At 55.6% G+C, this 17953-nt stretch carries 16 protein-coding genes; 7 read left to right on the top strand and 9 right to left on the bottom strand.

The genetic code is table 11. The features are described from left to right. Window positions 1-3: 3 nt before the first annotated feature. Genes hyfB through hydN form a run of 3 tightly spaced genes read right to left on the bottom strand, consistent with a single transcriptional unit; the run spans window position 4 to window position 3216 of the window. Window positions 4-2019, bottom strand: a complete 2016-nt coding sequence (gene hyfB / locus ACMV5I_RS03510; RefSeq protein WP_414823685.1) for a hydrogenase 4 subunit B — start codon at window positions 2017-2019, stop codon at window positions 4-6. Between the two features lie 2 nt (window positions 2020-2021). Then, window positions 2022-2642, bottom strand: a complete 621-nt coding sequence (locus ACMV5I_RS03505; RefSeq protein WP_414823684.1) for a 4Fe-4S dicluster domain-containing protein — start codon at window positions 2640-2642, stop codon at window positions 2022-2024. 31 nt (window positions 2643-2673) lie between these two features. Beyond that, a complete protein-coding gene (hydN, locus tag ACMV5I_RS03500; protein WP_414823683.1) occupies window positions 2674-3216 on the bottom strand; it encodes an electron transport protein HydN in 543 nt (180 codons plus the stop codon). Window positions 3217-3589: 373 nt separating this feature from the next. On the opposite strand from hydN, the gene hypA reads away from it, so the two are divergent. From hypA to flhA, 3 genes are all read left to right on the top strand, one after another. Next, on the top strand, window positions 3590-3934 hold the full coding sequence (hypA, locus tag ACMV5I_RS03495) for a hydrogenase maturation nickel metallochaperone HypA (protein WP_121606505.1): 345 nt from the start codon (window positions 3590-3592) through the stop codon (window positions 3932-3934). 15 nt (window positions 3935-3949) lie between these two features. Beyond that, window positions 3950-4243: a hydrogenase maturation factor HybG gene (gene hybG, locus ACMV5I_RS03490; protein WP_121606506.1), complete on the top strand. Its 294-nt coding sequence runs from the start codon at window positions 3950-3952 to the stop codon at window positions 4241-4243. A 139-nt stretch (window positions 4244-4382) separates the two neighbouring features. After that, the gene (flhA, locus tag ACMV5I_RS03485; RefSeq protein WP_414823682.1) at window positions 4383-6449 is read left to right on the top strand and encodes a formate hydrogenlyase transcriptional activator FlhA; all 2067 of its coding nucleotides are present in this window, start codon (window positions 4383-4385) and stop codon (window positions 6447-6449) included. Window positions 6450-6530: 81 nt separating this feature from the next. Here the strand turns inward: flhA and ACMV5I_RS03480 are convergent, their stop codons facing one another. Genes ACMV5I_RS03480 through ACMV5I_RS03460 form a run of 5 tightly spaced genes read right to left on the bottom strand, consistent with a single transcriptional unit; the run spans window position 6531 to window position 12705 of the window. Continuing rightward, window positions 6531-7523 (bottom strand): substrate-binding domain-containing protein, encoded by a 993-nt coding sequence (locus ACMV5I_RS03480; RefSeq protein ID WP_376778795.1) that lies wholly within the window; start codon window positions 7521-7523, stop codon window positions 6531-6533. Window positions 7524-7572: 49 nt separating this feature from the next. Next, the gene (locus tag ACMV5I_RS03475) at window positions 7573-8610 is read right to left on the bottom strand and encodes an ABC transporter permease (protein WP_141131900.1); all 1038 of its coding nucleotides are present in this window, start codon (window positions 8608-8610) and stop codon (window positions 7573-7575) included. Window positions 8611-8647: 37 nt separating this feature from the next. After that, complete coding sequence (locus tag ACMV5I_RS03470; RefSeq protein ID WP_141131901.1) at window positions 8648-10153, bottom strand: sugar ABC transporter ATP-binding protein; 1506 nt, start codon at window positions 10151-10153, stop codon at window positions 8648-8650. After that, window positions 10150-11667 (bottom strand): xylulokinase, encoded by a 1518-nt coding sequence (gene xylB / locus ACMV5I_RS03465; RefSeq protein WP_414823681.1) that lies wholly within the window; start codon window positions 11665-11667, stop codon window positions 10150-10152. Before xylB ends, ACMV5I_RS03470 begins: the two co-directional genes overlap by 4 nt. Window positions 11668-11670: 3 nt before the next feature. Then, a complete protein-coding gene (locus tag ACMV5I_RS03460) occupies window positions 11671-12705 on the bottom strand; it encodes an NAD(P)-dependent alcohol dehydrogenase (protein WP_414823680.1) in 1035 nt (344 codons plus the stop codon). A 220-nt stretch (window positions 12706-12925) separates the two neighbouring features. Here ACMV5I_RS03460 and ACMV5I_RS03455 point away from each other — a divergent pair, with 220 nt between their 5' ends. Then, entirely contained in the window at window positions 12926-13468 is a 543-nt protein-coding gene (locus ACMV5I_RS03455) for a D-lyxose/D-mannose family sugar isomerase (protein ID WP_261143032.1), read from the top strand. Between the two features lie 92 nt (window positions 13469-13560). Then, window positions 13561-14565: a LacI family DNA-binding transcriptional regulator gene (locus ACMV5I_RS03450; protein WP_074031864.1), complete on the top strand. Its 1005-nt coding sequence runs from the start codon at window positions 13561-13563 to the stop codon at window positions 14563-14565. Window positions 14566-14664: 99 nt separating this feature from the next. Here ACMV5I_RS03450 and ACMV5I_RS03445 read toward each other — a convergent pair whose 3' ends face one another. Beyond that, entirely contained in the window at window positions 14665-15183 is a 519-nt protein-coding gene (locus ACMV5I_RS03445) for an Hcp family type VI secretion system effector (protein ID WP_021178406.1), read from the bottom strand. Window positions 15184-15943: 760 nt separating this feature from the next. Here ACMV5I_RS03445 and tssB point away from each other — a divergent pair. Together tssB and tssC are read left to right on the top strand one after the other, a co-directional pair. Beyond that, window positions 15944-16441, top strand: a complete 498-nt coding sequence (gene tssB, locus ACMV5I_RS03440) for a type VI secretion system contractile sheath small subunit (protein ID WP_024529701.1) — start codon at window positions 15944-15946, stop codon at window positions 16439-16441. 27 nt (window positions 16442-16468) lie between these two features. Next, entirely contained in the window at window positions 16469-17950 is a 1482-nt protein-coding gene (gene tssC, locus ACMV5I_RS03435) for a type VI secretion system contractile sheath large subunit (RefSeq protein WP_021804827.1), read from the top strand. Window positions 17951-17953 lie beyond the last annotated feature (3 nt).

The raw sequence follows: 17953 nt of genomic DNA, 5'->3' as shown, positions 1-17953 counted from the left end.
CCCTTAAACCGCGACAAGCAACAGCAGGATCACCAAGGCGATCACCACATACAGGCAATAGAAGCGGAAGTCGCCGCTCTGCATGCCCTGCAACCGCACACCCAGGCGTTGAGAGGCCTTGACCAGCGGATTGATGATCCAGTCATCCCAGAACGGCTCGGCGCGGGTTGCCCCTGCGGTGGTCTGTTCCAGTGCTCGCGCTAATGCCGGAGTTGGATCGAGCTGCTTGCGCAGACGGTATAGCGAGGCAAACATGGCGCGTAGTGGCTGGGTAAAGCCCCCGGCGGATACCGCCATCGCTTGCTCCCAGTTGTAGCCGCAGGCCCACGGGTCGCCACGGCGACGGAAGCTGGACTGATTGCTTTTCAGCAGCAGATACACCGCCAATGGGATCAGCGGCAGGGCGATCAGCAGGATAAAGGTCAGCGCCGGTGACAACATGGCCTGGCTGGCCAGTTGCGGCACCAGCATTGAGCCTTGCACCACGGTGACGTCATGAGTGCCGACCAGCGTCATGGCAACCTGGGCCAGAACGGGAGCGACCACGCTGGCCCCTACGCCGAGCAATACGCACAGCAGGGCCAGCAACAGCATGGAGACTGTCATCTGCCATGGCACTTCGCGAGCCTGCGCCGCTTTTTCACTGCGCGGCCCGCCGCAGAAGCTGACGCCGTAGACCTTGACGAAGCACATCGCCGCCAGCGCCCCGGTGATCGCCAGCATCACCATGGCAATCGGGCCGCTGAGGCGCATCACAAAGTTGCCGTCGTGGCTCATGGAAAATAGCGATTGGTAGGTATACCACTCGCTGATAAAACCGTTCAGCGGCGGCAGGGCGGAGATCGACATACAGCCGATCAGGAACGCCAGCCCGGTCAGCGGCATCAGCTTCGCCAGGCCGCCCATTTGTTCCATATCGCGGGTATGTACGCGCCAAATCACGGCACCGGCACCCAGGAACAGCAAACCTTTAAACACCGCATGGTTGAGCAGGTGATACAGCGCGCCGAGCAGGCCCAGCGCCGCCATCACCGGATGTCCGCTAGCCATGCCGACCATCGCCACGCCCACGCCCATTAAAATGATGCCGATGTTCTCCACCGTGTGCCAGGCCAGCAGGCGTTTGATATCGTGCTCGGCCAACGCATACAGCACTCCCAACACTGCAGATACTGCGCCGAAGGCCAGCACCACGATGCCCCACCACATTTCGGTGGCACCCAGCAGGTCGATCCCGACTTTGATGATGCCGAAGATGCCGATCTTCACCATCACGCCGGACATCAGCGCTGAAGCATGAGAAGGAGCCGCCGGGTGGGCGCGTGGTAACCAGCTGTGCAGCGGCAGCATCCCCGCCTTGGCCCCAAAACCAAAGAAGGCCAGCAGGAAAACCACCGACGCCATCCAAGGGGAGAGCGACAGCGAACGGAAGGAGTCAAAGTCCAGGCTGCCGCTCTGCCGCCACATCAGGAAGAAGGCGATCATGATCAGCACCGAACCGGCGTGGGCGATAAAGAAGTACAGCAAACCGGCGCTGATGGATTCGTCATCCTGATCGGCGATCACCAGGAACCAGGAGGCCAGCGACATCATTTCGAACAGAATAATGAAGTAGAAGGCGTTATCCATCACCACCAGCCCCACCATCGAGGCGATAAACAGGTTCATAAAGAACCCCATGCTCGCGGCGCCTTTGCCCCGATACTCCTGCACATAGGCGATGGAATACAGCGCACAGACGGTGACCAATAGCGAAATCACCACCAGCATAAAGGCCGCCAGCGAATCCATGCGCACCACGAAAGCGGCAAACGAGAACAGGCCAGGCGTGGAGAAGGTGAGGGTTTGCCCGCTTAACAGGACGGGGACGGCGCTGCATAGCCCTAACAGGCCACCGATCATCGCGCTGATGCCCGCCAGCAAAATGGCGAGGCGCTCCCGGCGAAACAGCAGCAGTGACAGCACGCCACCAGCGACATAAATCACCAAAGCCCAAAGCAGTAGAGTGAGAGAGTCCATGTTTATTTCTGCCCCCTGACGAGAGAAGGAGAGGATGGGCAGCCGATCGCGACCTGGCCGGCTCGCGCCAAACGCCGGGCCTGCGCTTCCTGCTCAAGCTGCTGCTCATCGACGATATGCAAGGCATTGGTTGGGCAGATGCGTACGCATTCCGGCCCATCGGCGAGAAACGCGCAGAGATCGCACTTCACCGCCACCGTTTTGATCCCGGCATTCCAGGACAGATAGGGCGATTGGCTTGCGGGGCTGGTTGGCACGTCGGGCAGCAGTTCTGCCGGGACGTACTGTTCAAACATCGACGGGATATTGACCGGCCCACTGCCCGCAGGCGTGATTGCACCGAACGGGCATGCCAGGCCACACAGCTTGCAGCCAATGCACAGGGTCTCGTTCAGCTCGATGGCGTGCTCGCCGTGCGTGATGGCATTGACCGGGCAAACGCGCGCGCAAGGGGCATCTTCACATTGGCGGCAAAGCATCGGTGCCGTTTGCTCTCCAACGCGCGTCACCGTCAGCCTGGGATGCGATTGTAACCCTTGAGCCTTATGCACCTCAGTGCAGGCGGCCATGCAGGTGTTGCAGCCGATACAGTGCTGAGGCTCCGCAATAACAAAGCGGTTCATGGCCGTTCCTCCAACAGAAAGCGGTTCATGCTTACATCGCCAACGACAGTGTGCTGAGTGCGGCGCGGCGGCGTTTTTCCGCATTCATTTTTTGCAGCAGCTGTTGGTCTACACAGAGCAACGCATCGGTGGGGCAAAATTCCATACAGGCCGGGCCATTGGCACGTCCGGTGCAGAGATCGCACTTGTGCGCTTCCGCTTTATCGGCGGCGGGGAACATCAAGGTATTACCATGGTGGGCTACCGGGCGGGTGATCACTTCCATCACCCCGTAGGGGCAAGCCATGACGCAGGCTTTACAGCCGATGCAGCGTTCCTGCGCAACCTTGACCATGCCGTCGCTCTGGCTGATGGCCCCGTTGGGGCAAACGCTGGCGCAGGGGGCATCATCACACTGACGACACAGCACCACGGTGCTGACATTGCCGCCTTTCAGCAGATGCAGGCGAGGCGTGAAGTTGGCGGCATCCAGCGCCGAGACATCCTGGTTTTGGCTATGGGCCACTACGCAGGCGATCTCACAAGTACGGCAGCCAATGCATTTTTGCGGATCGGCCATGATAAACCTGTTCATCAGTCACTCCTGATTACCTTCCATCGTTAAACCCCAGGCGGCGAGCCTTTGAGTCTGTGCTGCCGTTAGCTATACATAAAACGTGCCAAGCGTAATAAATGGATATAAAAGAGGTGGTTGGGATTGTACGTGCCGCGCATGAGCGGCAGATTGGCATAAACGACGAAGCGGGAGGGGATATTCGTCACGTTCCGCCCGGATTAGCGTCGTCACTTCGTCATTTTTGTCGAAATCGGTAGCAAAAATGACGGTTTGGCCCTCATCCGCTTGTCTTCTCCCTGATGGCAAGCGGATGAGGGTGATGGGATCACCTTGGCACCCTAATTGCACTAGCTGAAGCATCGGCCATTAATCGCCGAACAACGGAGCCCAGATGCATGAAATAACCCTGTGCCATCATGCGATGGAAATCATGCAGCAACATGCCCGGCAAAATCATGCCCGGCGCATTACCGCCGTCTGGTTTGAGATCGGCGCATTTTCCTGCGTGGAGGCGGAGTCGCTGCGGTTCTGCTTCGACATGGTTTGTCGCGGCACCTTGGCCGAAGGCTGCGAGCTGCATCTGCTCGAACAACAGGCACAGTGCTGGTGTCACGACTGCCGGGCGGATGTACAACTGCTGGTTCCCCAGGTCCTGGTCTGCCCGCAATGCGGCGGGCGCAACCTGCGAGTGCAGGCGGATGACGGCTTGCAACTCAAGCGCCTGGAAATTGAATAACCAAGAGGAAAAAGCATGTGTATAGGCATTCCCGGTAAGGTTGTGGCGCTGGACGAAAACCAACACCAGCACGCCTGGGTCGACGTCTGCGGTGTGCAACGAGAAGTGAATATTGCCCTGGTGTGCCAGGACGATGAACCGCCAGAAGCGCTAATCGGTAGCTGGGTGCTGATCCATGTAGGCTTTGCCATGAGCCGCCTGGATGAGCACGAAGCACAGGAAACCTTGTCGGCACTGCAAGCTATGGGGGAAGTGGAGCAGGACGTGGCGCTGTTCCTTGCAGGCGAAGGTGGCCAGGAACGGCGATAAATTGTGCTATCCCCGGCAAATGACATTCCTGTTGCGGTGTTTTGTTGATCCGGTCGGGAGAAATTACCATTAACAAACCTTACTCTTTGTGAGGATGTTCGCTGGCAATAATCTTCGTGACTCAGACAAGTGATAAACCATGTCGACTGTACGCTTAGAACAACAAGACCTGCTCGAAATTACCCGCATGCTGCTCGGGCAGCATACTTTCATCGATCTGTTACTGCAATTGCGTCAGGTGTTGCGGCGTCTGCAACTGGCCGACAGCGTCGCGTTGGTGCTATTTGATCCTCATAGCGAACGGGTGAGTTTTCACGGGCTGGATCACGCGCTGCAGCCGGTAAACTATCAGGACGAAACGCTGCTGGCGAATGGCCCGGTCAGCCGCTTTCAACACAGCTCGTTACCCCAACGCTGGCAGGCCGATGAGCTGCACGATCGCTATCCGCAAATCCGCGCCCTAAAGTTGCATCCTCCTTTCAACCAATACTGTTTGATGCCGCTACATGCGGGCGGGCGACCGCTCGGTGGCTGTGAATTACTGCGTAGCGGAAACGAGCCGTTCAGCGATGCCAGTCTGGTGCAGTTGCAAACGCTGATGGAGCTAGTGGCGCTGGCCACGCAGCAGATCGTTTTGCTGGACAACGCGCAACGGCAACAGCACCAGCTACGTCATGAGCTGGATGACTATCGCATCTTGGTGGATGTCACCAATGCGGTGCTGTCAAAGCTGGATCTGGATGATGTGATGGGGGAGATCTCGGAGAAAATTCACCACTTTTTCAACAGCGACGCCATCAGCATCGTGTTACGCAGTAATCACGCCGAGCAGCTCACCATCTACTCCACCCACTATCTGAACAACAATGCTGCCGAACGCCAGCAGTACAACGTGGCGTTGGCAGGCACCTTAACCGAACGGGTGATGCGCAGCGGCGAAATGCTGCTGTTGAACCTGAAAAATGCCGAGCAGCTTTCCGGCTATGAACGTCGGCTGTTTGAACTCTCACGGGGTAGGATCGAGGCATTGTGCGTATTGCCGCTGATATTCGGCCAAAAGAAGCTGGGCGTGCTGAAGCTGGCGCAATGCCAGGCAGATGGCTTTAACGCGGCCAATTTACGGGTGCTGCAACAGATTGCCGAGCGTATTGCCATCGCTGTGGATAACGCGCTGGCCTGCCAGGAGATCAACCGGCTTAAAGAGAGCCTGGTGCATGAGAACCTGTATCTGACCGAGCAGATCAACGTCAATCATCCCGACCTGAGCGAGATTGTCGGGCGTAGCGCGGGGATGTCTGCGGTACTCAAACAGGTCGAAATCGTGGCTAAAAGCGACTGTTCGGTGCTGATCCTCGGGGAAACGGGCACCGGCAAGGAGCTGATAGCGCGAGCGATCCATAACCTGAGCGAACGACGTGACCAGCGCATGGTGAAAATGAACTGTGCGGTGATGCCTGCGGGCCTGCTGGAGAGTGACCTGTTTGGCCATGAAAAAGGCTCGTTTACCGGAGCCTCGACCCAACGTATGGGCCGTTTTGAGCTGGCGGAGAAGGGGACGCTATTCCTCGATGAAGTGGGGGAGATCCCCATTGAGTTGCAACCCAAGCTGCTGCGGGTGTTACAGGAGCGGGAGTTTGAACGAGTCGGTGGCAACAAACCGATCTCCGTCGATATCCGCCTGATCGCCGCCACCAACCGGGATTTGCAGCAGATGGTGGCCGATCGTGAATTTCGCAGCGATCTGTTTTATCGCCTGAACGTGTTTCCGATCGTCATTCCACCGCTGCGTGAACGGCCCGAGGATATCCCCCAACTGGTGAAGTTCCTGACCCATAAAATTGCTCGCCGCATGAAACGCACCATCGACAGTATCCCGGCGCAAACGCTGCGGTTATTAAGCCAGATGCCGTGGCCGGGCAACGTGCGTGAACTGGAGAACGTGATTGAGCGTGCGGTATTGTTGACGCGCGGTTCGGTGCTTGAGTTGCCGCTACCTGAATTGCAGTATTCGCAATCCTCAATGGTGCTCTCCGCACCAGCCACGGAAACGGTATCGTCGGAGGAAGATGAGCGCCAACGGGTGCTCCGCGTGCTGAGAGAAACCAACGGCGTGGTTGCCGGGCCACGTGGGGCCGCACAACGCCTTGGGCTAAAACGTACAACGCTGCTATCGCGAATGAAAAAGTGGGGAATTTCGGTGAATTGATGATGTAGGCGGCGCCGCGTGCTGCGCCCGTTTAACCCTACTAACCCCAGGCTCAAAACCCTGGGGTTAGTTGACGAACGATTACTTACGCGCATCCAACAGTTGGGCGGCGTTCTCGGTGGTCACCACGGTCCATGGCACCGAGTAGCGTTTAGCCGTGCCGTTATCCCACTGCATCTGGCCTGCATACTGCTTCCAGATATCCGACTGTGGCTGATAGCTGTCGCCTTTTACCGCGCGCAGCGCTACATCGATAGAACCCTGCATCTGAGCATGGGCATCTTGCAGAATCGATACCATCTCACCGGCCTGCACGGCACGAATAGCATCGGAGACACCGTCGACCCCGGCAATCGCAAAGTCTTTCACGTTCAGATTGGCACCCTTGATGGCTTCAATCGCCCCCAAGGCCATTTCGTCGTTTTGCGCGATAACGCCGTTAATCTGGCCCCGGTGCTTCTGCAACCAGTTTTCCATCAGCGGCAGCGCCTCGGCGCGTGACCAGTTGGCCGTCTTGCGCTCCAGCACCTTGATTTTGCCTGGACCACATTCGGCAATGGCCTTGTCGTTGCCTTCTCCGCGCTGGATCTCGCCGCTGCCGCCTTTTGGCCCTTCGATAATCACCACGTTGCCCTGGCAGTTCATTTTCTGCAGCACCGCTTTGGCTTCCAGATACCCGCCCAGCACGTCGTCAGAGACCACTTCAGAGGTCATCTGATCGGTATTCAAACGGGCGTTGGTGACCACCACCGGGATCTTGGCCTTGTTGGCCATAGTCACCACGTCGATGTTGGCCTCGTAATCCATCGGGTTAATGATGATGGCGTCGGTCTTGGTCTGAATGGCGGTTTCTGCCTGATTGTTCTGCACCATCGGGTCGTAGCGGCCATCGTAAACGGTGAGCTGTACGTTGCCATTTTTAACCTCAGGATGCTCTTTCGCCGCCTTCTCCATCAGTTGGACAAACTCGGCCTTCATGCCGTACATCAGCACGGCGATTTTCACCGGGGCGGCCTGGGCCAGCGTTGAGGTCCCCAGCAGCAGGCCGGAGGTGAGCAATGCAATTTTGGTCATCTTGTTCATGGTGACTCCTGGTTATAGGGTTTTGTTGTTATGAGGTAAGTTAGTCACGCTGTTGTTTGCGTGACGGGTCGAGCAACACGGCGACAACAATCAATGCGCCCTTGATGATCTGCTGGTAATAGGACTGCACACCGAGCAAATCGAGGCCGTTATTCATCACGCCGATAATCAATACGCCGAACAGGGTACCAACCAAGGTGCCGACGCCGCCGGCCATGCTGGTGCCGCCAATGACCACGGCGGCAATGGCGTCCAGCTCATAGGCGCTACCGGCGTTGGTTTGCGCGGAGCCGGTACGGGCCGTCAGGATCAAACCGGCGATCCCCGCCAGGGCAGCACACAGGGTGTAGACCAACACCTTGATTTGGATAACGCTGATGCCGGAGGTACGGGCGCTCTTCTGGTTGCCCCCCACGGCATACACATGGCGGCCGAAGATGGTCTTATTGAGCAGGATCCAGGCGAGCACAAACAGGGCGGTGAAAATAATCACCGGCACCGGGATGCCCAGCACATAGCCATTGCCTAACCAGCGGAAATCGTTGTTGAGTTGGGAGACCGGGTTACCGTCGGTGGTCAGCAGCGCCAGGCCACGGGCGGCGGAAAGCATCCCCATGGTGACGATGAAGGGCTGCAAGCGGTAGCGGGCCAGAATGGTACCGTTGATCAGCCCGCAGACAATGCCGATACCCAGGGCGACAATCAGCGGCACCATCACGGCGTGCGCGGTATCGCCGATAGACAGCCCGCTGTTGGTGGTGGCAAAGCGGGCGGCGACGATGCCACTCAGCGCCAATACCGAGCCCACGGAAAGATCGACCCCGGCGGTAATAATCACAAAGGTCATGCCGATGGCCAGAATGCCGTTAATCGAGATCTGGCGCAGAACGATCAGCATGTTCTCATCGCTTAAGAAGTAATTGCTGCTCCAGGCACCTTGCGCCACCTGAACTTCACCAATCACCGCGACGATCAGACACAACACGAAGAAGGCGATAATAATGCCGTACTTGTGCAGATGCCGTTTATTTTGCGTAAAAAAAGCTAACCCGGGCGTTAATGAGTGGGTGCCATTCATAGTAAGTTCTCTTTAAAATAATGAGTTGATTGCCTGGCTATACGGCCAGTTTCATTAGTTCCGCCTGCGTGGCGTTTTTAGTCGATAGTTCACCGGCGAGCATGCCGTTACGAAACACCAGAATGCGGTCGCTCATACCGATAATTTCTGACAGCTCGGAAGACACCATGATGATCGCTTTATCCTTCAGGGCGAATTCGGACATAAAGCGGTAGATCTCTTTTTTGGCCCCTACGTCAATGCCGCGCGTCGGCTCATCGAGCAGCATGATTTGCGGATCGAGCAAGGCCCAACGCCCCAATACCACCTTCTGCTGGTTGCCACCGCTCAGGTTGCCGACGATATGGTCGGCATCGGGGGTTTTGATGTTGAAGCGCTGGATCATGTCGTTGGCGCGCTGCTGTTCCTGGCCTGGGTTAATCATGCCCAGTTGGCTGATGGCACCCAGCGAAGCCACGTTGATATTTTCTTTAACCGAGCGGCACAGCACCAGGCCGGTATCCTTGCGGTCTTCCGTCACGTAGGCCAGGCCGCTGTTGATTGATTCTTGTGGTGAATGTTTGGCGAGCTGACGATCGCCGATCTGGATAGTGCCGCTGTCCGCGTGATGAATGCCAAAGATCAGATCGAGGAACTCACTGCGCCCGGACCCTACCAGCCCGTAAATCCCCAGGATCTCGCCGCGTTTTAACGTCAGGCTGATGTCGCGGATCTTGTTGCCCCAGCACAGGTGCTGCACCTCCATCATCACTTCATCGCCGGGCTGATTGAATTTGGCAAACTCGTTTTCGAACTCGCCGCCAATGATGTGCTCGATCAACTGCTCGCGGGTGATATCTTGCAACAAGCCCTCATGGATATAGCTGCCGTCGCGGAAGATGGTGTAGCTGTCGGCAATCTGGAAGATCTCGGACAGACGGTGCGAGACATAAATGATGCCTTTGCCCTTGGCGGCCAGCCGGGTGATCGCCTGGAAGATTTTCTGCACGTCCTCCTCGCCGATGGCCGACGTGGGTTCATCCATAATGATGATGTCGGCATCGGAGTGGGAGAGAGCCTTGGCGATCTCCACCAACTGCTGTTCCGCCACGCTGAGGTTGCGCATTTTTTCCGTCGGCGACAGGGCAAAATGCAGGTCCTGCAACAGCGCAGCGGTCTGCTGGTTCATGGTTTTGAAATCCACAAAGCCCAGGCGGCGGGGTTCGCGCCCCAGCCAGATGTTTTCGGCTACCGTCAGATCGGGGATGGCGCTCAGCTCTTGTTGCACGATAGCGATACCAGCCGCCAGTGCCTCTTTCGGATGAGCAAACTCACAGCGTTGGCCATTAACGAAGATATCGCCGCTGTCGGGCTGGATAAAGCCCATCAGGATGCTGAGAAAGGTGGATTTCCCGGCACCGTTGCCGCCGCACAGCGCGTGGATCGACCCTTTGCGCAGGCAGAATTCGGCGTTTTTCAACGCGACGACGGAGCCAAACGACTTCCTCACGCCGGTGACTTCCAGCAAGTAGGCCGGGGCTTGGGTCTGGGGGTCGCGTGTCATAGCTTCACCTCGGGATACTCTTTTTGCAGTAGGTTCAGGTAACCGGCATACAGATCGGCATATTGCCGCTGGCGCTGCGGATCCGGCATCACGCGGGTCTCTTCATCCAGCCGGACAAAGCGCTGGCATAGCCTGGTTAACTCTTCTGAGGCCAACAGCTCGGGTTGGGTCGCCAGACTGTCACACCACATGGCCTGAATGGCGGCACCCAGCGCAGCAGTTTCCTTTTCTGCCAGACACACCACCGGGCAGTTCATCACGTCGGCGACGATCTGCCGCCAGCAGGCGCTGCGAGCGCCACCACCGGTGAGGCGAATTTCGCTGGTGGAAATACCCTGCTGCTGGAACAGGTCGAGGCCGTAGCGCAGGCCATAGGTAGCGCTTTCCACCACGGCCCGGCACAGGTTGGCCCCGGTAAAGTTGTCACTGTCCAGGTTATGCAGGCTGGCCTTGGCTGCGGGCAGTTGTGGTACGCGCTCGCCGTTGAAGAATGGCAGCATCATCACGCCCGCGGCGCCGGGTTCGGTAGCGGCAAGGGCTTGATTGAATCCGGCCACGTCCTGCTGCAACAGGCGCTGTACCGAGGTGCTGGCAGAGGTAACGTTCATGGTGCAAATCAGCGGCAGCCAGCCGTTGCTGCTGGAGCAGAAACCGGCAATCGCTTCAGAATGGCTGACCACCGGCCGATCGGCATAGGCAAACAGCGTCCCGGAGGTGCCGAGGCTCATGGTCACGATGCCGGGGCGAATATTACCGGTGCCGATTGCCGCCATCATGTTGTCGCCGCCACCGCTGGCCACCCGGACATTGGGTTGCAGACCCAGCAGGGCCGCCACTTCCGGGCGCAGATAGCCAACGCTTTCCTCGGCGTTGATCAGGCGAGGCAGGGCGTTCCACAGCAGGCCGCTATCGTCGATCAGCGCTACGGCATCGCGATCCCAACAGCGCTGACGAATGTCAAACAGCCCGCTGCCGGAGGCATCGCCAAATTCCGCTACCCGTTCCCCGGTCAGCCAGAAGTTGAGATAGTCATGCGGTAACAGCACCGTTTTCAACCGCGCCCACAGCTGTGGATGTTGCTGCTTGAACCACAGGATCTTGGACGCGGTATAGCCCGCCGCCACCATCAGCCCCAGCTTCTGCAAGGAACCTTTGATGCCACCCAGGCCCGCCAGCAGAACGTCGTTTTCCCGCTTGGTGGAGGTGTCGCACCATAGTTTCACCGCATGCAGCACTTCGCCTTGCTCATCCAGAGCAACAAAGCCGTGCTGTTGCCCGGAAACCGACAGGGCGACAATTGCCGATGGGTCAATGTTGGCGCTGTCGATCGCCTGACGAAACGCCAGCAACAATGCCTCAATCCACCACTCGGCCAACTGCTCACGGCGCCCGGAGGAGTCGCTGATCATCTCATGCGGTGCGCTGCCTTCGCCCACGATGGTGCCGGATGTGCCATCGACAATCACCACCTTGGTGCCTTGTGTGCCACAGTCGATGCCTGCATAGAGCGCCATGAGTTACTCCATTTCCAACATGATTTTGATGTCGGTTGGATGACCCGCCGCCGCGCGTTCAAAGGCCGCCACGCTGTCTTTGAACTTGAAGCTTTGCGAGATCAGCGGCTGTACCCACAACTTGCCGGAGCTGAGCAGGCGCAGGGTGCGCGGATACATGTTGGCGTAACGGAAAATGGTCTTGAAGGTGACCTCTTTGGCCTGGGCGGCCACGATGTCCATGGGGGCAGCATCGATCGGCATGCCGACCAGCACTGCGGTGCCACCGGGTGCAATATGCTCGCTGACGCCGCCGATGGCCGGTTTGGCTCCGCTGCATTCGAACACGATGTCGACGCCGTTGCCGCTGGTCAACTCGGCGACCTTTTGCGCCAGGTTGCCGGTTTTGATATTGACCGCGTGCAGCCCCTCATAATTGGCGGCCACCTGCAATTTCTCTGCAAACAGATCGCAGATGATCACATCCGAGCAGCCACCGGCCAACGCAGCCAGGGCGGTCACCACGCCTATTGGGCCAGCGCCAATCACCAGCGCGATATCACCCGGCTTGATCGCGGCCTTGGTGGCGGCGTGCATACCGATGGCCAGCGGTTCCACCATGGCACCTTCGGCAAAGCTGACGTTGTCCGGTAGTTTGAAGGTGAAAGCGGCAGGGTGGATGACGCTCTCTCTCAGGCAGCCGTGGATCGGTGGCGTGGCCCAGAAACGGACAGCGGGATCCAGGTTGTAGATCCCTGCACGGGATTGCTGTGATTGCAAATCGGGAATGCCTGGCTCCATGCAAACCCGATCGCCAACCTGCAGATGGCGAACGTTTTTGCCAATGGCCATGACGACACCGGCAGCCTCATGGCCGAGTACCATCGGGGCGTTAACCACGAATGGCCCGATGCGGCCATGCTGATAGTAATGCACATCGCTGCCGCAAATACCGACGGAATGGATCTTGACCTGTACATCGTTTTCGCCAAGGACTTCATCAAACTGACAATCCTGGATGCTGATTTTACCGGGTTTTTCTAGCACTAATGCTTGCATGGTTATCATCCTTTCGTATCATTTTTATGGTATCGATATCATTTCAATGAGCAGGATAGTAAGCGGGGATGGGCTAAAAATGTGTGATGCTGGTTGTGTTTTTTGCTTTTGTGTTAAAAGTTGTTGGTTTAATGATGTGAAAAAGTCGTGATGATCACATTTATTGGCTGGTGATGTTAATTATGATGGTATCGATATCATTAACGTTAACGAGGACATCATGCAGCGACCTATCGATGCGCTAGAAAGAACTCAAACCTTGCTTGCAGGCTGTGGCATACGGTTGACCGACGTGGAAAAACAGGAGATCGAGCTGACGGATTTCGGCCTGGCCGATTACCCACGCTCGGGCTTACAGCTACTCACTTACATTAACACCCCGCGCTATTGCGCCAAGGAGTTGGTGCTGTTCCCACACCAGACCTGTCCAGAGCATCTGCATCCGCCGTTTGACGATACGCCGGGCAAACAGGAAACGTTCCGCTGCCGCTGGGGAGAGGTCTATCTGTTTGTGGATGATGATGCCCTGACCTTGAACACCGAGCGGGGGAGCCCAGCCTGTCAACCTCCAGCAGGGTTCGAACAGTGGTATACCTGCCAGCGTTATATTTTGTTGCGCGCGGGAGAACAATATACAATCAAGCCTAATACCAGACACTGGTTCCAGGCAGGTAAGCTTGGCGCGGTGGTTTCTGAGTTCTCATCGCAAAGCCGTGATGATCTGGATGTTTTTACCGATCCCAACGTCCGGCGCGTCGGTTGATGCTGCGGTGGTAAGCGTATTTACATAAGAGGTGATAATCCTTGATCACCTTGCCATGGTACAAAATGATATGTTCCAACCAGGAGTTACACTTGGCGGCCGATCGACCACTGAAAGCGACGCTAGAGAGCGTCGCAGCGCTTGCAAATGTCAGCAAAATTACCGTATCCCGCGCGTTCTCCCAGCCGGATAAAGTCCACCCCGATACGCTCGATCGCATCCTCAAGACGGCGGAGAGTCTGGGGTATGTGATGAACACGGCCGCACGCAATCTGCGGGCTAAAGCAAGCAAAACGATCGGCATCGTCAACCCTGATATGGCCAACCCGTTTTTTGGCGCGCTCACCCGGCTGATGACGCTGGAGGCGCAGAAAGCGGGCTACGATACGCTGGTGTTTGACTCTTATGAGTCGCAGGAGAATGAAAACCGCATTATCGATAAGCTGATTGGCTACAACGTGGACGCCATCATTTTATCGGTGATCTCATCGGACCGAAACTACACGCCCGGCTACCTGAAAAACCTGGAAAGGCTCGGCATCCCGGTGGTGCTGGTCGATCGGGAACTGGATGGAGCGTTTTGCAGCGGCGTGTATATCGACAATCTGGACTGCGGTTTACAGGCTGGGCGTTATCTGCTGGAACAGAACAGCCAAAAGGTGGTGGTGGTTTCCGGGCCAGAGGATTCCAACGTGGCCAAAGAGCGGGTTACCGGGCTGATTGCCGCGCTGCAAGGCAAGGTGGCGAGCCTGGAGATTATCCATGCGGATTTTTATATGGATGCAGCCCTGCGCGTGACCAACGAGTATCTCGATCGCCAACCGCCGCCTGACTATTTTGTCGGCTGCAATAATCAGATCTCGTTGGGCATCATCAAATCCTGTGTCGATCATCGCCTGGCGCTGATGAAAGACGTCTCGCTGTTCGGTATTGATGAAGTTTCCAATGCGGCGATTTACGGTTTTAATTTCCCCTGCATTTCCCACGATCTGCATGAAATCGCCTGGCAGGCGTTAGGTTTGGCTATCCGCCGGGCCGTCGATCACGATATTAAACCGGGTAAAGTCATTGTCAGAGGCAAGCTGATTGGCGGTTAGCCGTTGGCCATCAAGCTGAGATGAGGTAGGGAGCTTGGTACGTGGAAATAAAAACAGCCAATCTCTCGATTGGCTGCTTGGGCGAAGCTAAGGCTAGCCTTAGGCTTCGATTGGGGCACGCCAGTCGTCAGAACCAGAAGTCCCGGCAGTGGTGTGTTCCCAAGTGATTTTACGGTATGCCAGTGAAACGCGAACCAACTGAGTGAACTCAGCCTTGGTTGGATCCTGGCAGTGTGGCATTTTGCAGTCGATATCGATGATGGTGGCATCTTCCAGTTTGGTGGTAAAGAAGTGCTCTTGTTTACCTTCGATCGAGGTGCGGTACCATTTCAATTCAACCGTTGGCAGCATTTCGCCAGAGGCCAATGCGTTATACAGCAATGGAACAGCTTTGTTATAAGCCACGGTGAAGCGGAATGGCTTATGTGCACGCTGCCCTGATGGCTGGCCAGACTGCGGATCGGTTGGTACGGTAACGATATGTTCAAATTCCTGAACCAGCATCTGGTCTTCGTGGCCTTGAACAAAGATGTTACCGACAGATTCAGCGGTAAATGCGCTGGCGGTAATATTACCCTGGGTTTTCCCTGTGATAGAGATATAAGCTGGAGTTGGCATCTTAAAGATCCTTGTTAGATAAGCTTAGTAATAACTCAATGCTAGTCACACCCCTCGCCGATAATAATCGACCACGAATGTTACTTGCCCCACTTCTCACTTCGGCCATTACTATAATCAGGTCTTTCCCTAGTGCCAAGCCACTCACAAATTTGCAAGGTTTATTGGTATCGTTAATGGTATAAATGATTATAATATTTGCATTATTGGTGTTTTATGCTGGATAAAGTATTGATGGTGATTATGATTGGTGATGTCACTATAACCTTGGTAATTATGTTGTTTTTTAACTTGCTGTTTTTTATGGTTTAATTAATTTAAATGAAATTATTTTTTATGATCATAAGCCGAAAGTTGTTCTCGCCAGGCGATAAATTATTAGGACGCTTAGTAAAGAAAAATTTATGGACTTTTACCGGTCAGATCGGGGACGATACATTCAGTGAAGCTATGCTAATGCAGGAAATGTCCAGTTTTTGCCGTGGGCAGCAATCCCATGTTCGGGGTTTTATCATTATTTGGGATAATTCTCAGAGTCTCGTGAAATATAGGAGGATTCCCACCTTTGCGCGTAAAACCGGATTATTCGCAGACTTCGGAACGGCATAGGAGGAAGGTATTTAGGTTTACGGTGATAGATTTACTATCTGAATAGATGGCGATGACTCTATTAGCATGGATGATATCTGAATGTCATTTTCCGGTGCTCATTCAACAAACATTAGCTGGTATTCCCTTATTGTGACTAAAAGGACGAGTGATGAGTAAGAATAATCAAAGCAGTGTTGCCCCCAAGGAAAGGATCAACATCAAGTATGTTCCTAACACGGGCGATCAAACCACTGAAATCGAACTGCCACTGAACCTGATGGTGGTTGGCGATCTCAAGGGGGTTCGTGAAGACACCCCGATTGAAGAACGTCAGGTCGTTTCCGTCAGCAAGAACAACTTCAACGCGGTGATGAACGAAGCCAATATCAACCTTTCGTTCACTGTACCCAATCACCTGGAAGGTGAGGGGAAAGAAGAGATGCCGGTCACATTGGCGATCAATTCTCTCGACGATTTCTCACCGGACAACGTGGCGAAAAACGTCCCCGAACTGAAAAAAATTCTGGAACTGCGGGAAGCGCTGGTTGCCCTGAAAGGGCCTCTGGGCAACATTCCTGCCTTCCGTTCTCGTCTGCAAGATCTCCTGGGCAATGAAGAAATGCGTGAGCAGTTGCTAAAGGAATTGGACATTCTTAATCAGAAATAATTGAGACGGAAAGAGGGAATTTTACGTATGTCTTTACATGAAGAAAATGCGGTTTTAGCTGCCGAGCCTACCAGTACCACTTTCCTGCTTGACGAAATCATGTCTCAGACCCGCATGATGCCGGGCAATGATGGCTATGACGTCGCTAAACAGGGCGTTGCTGCATTTATCAGCAGCATTCTGGACACTGGTACCAACGAAGAGCCGATCAACAAGCTGTTGGTCGACAGAATGATCATTGAGCTGGATAAAAAGCTCAGTGCCCAGATGGACGAAATTCTGCACGCCAAAGAATTCCGCGAAATCGAATCCTCCTGGCGTTCACTGAAGCTGCTGGTGGATCGCACCGATTTCCGTGAAAACATCAAAATCAACATCATGCATGCGACCAAAGAAGAGCTGCTGGAAGATTTTGAGTTCTCGCCGGAAATTATCCAGTCTGGTTTCTACAAGCACGTGTACTCATCCGGTTACGGCCAGTTTGGCGGCGAACCTACCGCAGCCATCATCGGTAACTATGCGTTCAGCAACAGCACCCCGGATATGAAGCTGTTGCAATACGTCAGTGCCGTTGGGGCCATGGCACATGCGCCGTTCCTTTCCAGCGTTGCGCCGGACTTCTTTGGTATCAACAGCTTTACCGAACTGCCTGCTATCAAAGACATGAAGTCGGTGTTCGAAGGGCCAGCACACACCAAATGGCGTGCGCTGCGCGAGTCGGAAGACTCCCGTTATCTGGGCCTGACCACGCCACGTTTCCTGCTGCGTTTGCCGTATTCCACCGTTGAGAATCCGATCAAGAATTTCAACTACTACGAAGACGTCAGCAAGGATCACGAACACTTCCTGTGGGGCAATACTGCATTTCTGCTGGCCGCCTGCCTGACAGACAGCTTTGCCAAGTATCGCTGGTGTCCGAACATCATCGGGCCACAAAGCGGTGGTGCGGTGCACAACCTGCCGGTTCACCTCTATGAGGCGATGGGCCAGGTACAGGCCAAGATCCCGACCGAAGTGCTGATCACCGATCGTCGTGAATTTGAACTGGCGGAAGAGGGCTTTATTACCCTGACCATGCGCAAAGGCACCGACAACGCGGCCTTCTTCTCGGCCAACTCAGTGCAAAAGCCGAAGGTATTCCCGAATACCCATGAAGGGCGGATGGCGGAAACCAACTACAAGTTGGGTACCCAACTGCCGTACATGTTCATCATCAACCGTCTGGCTCACTACATCAAAGTGCTGCAGCGTGAGCAGATTGGTTCGTGGAAAGAGCGTCAGGATCTGGAGCGTGAGCTGAACATCTGGCTCAAGCAATACATTGCCGATCAGGAAAACCCACCGACCGATGTCCGCAGCCGCCGCCCTCTGCGCTCTGCTCAGATCCAGGTGCTGGATGTCGAAGGGGATCCGGGCTGGTACCAGGTGGCGATGCAGGTGCGTCCACACTTCAAATACATGGGAGCCAGTTTCGAGCTCTCGCTGGTTGGTCGTTTGGATAAGGAATAACAG

Source organism: Serratia sp. T13T92, from assembly GCF_047530105.1.
Classification (GTDB): domain Bacteria; phylum Pseudomonadota; class Gammaproteobacteria; order Enterobacterales; family Enterobacteriaceae; genus Chania; species Chania fonticola.
The sequence above is the reverse complement of the archived record's forward strand: the minus strand, read 5'-3'. Positions and strand labels throughout refer to the sequence as shown.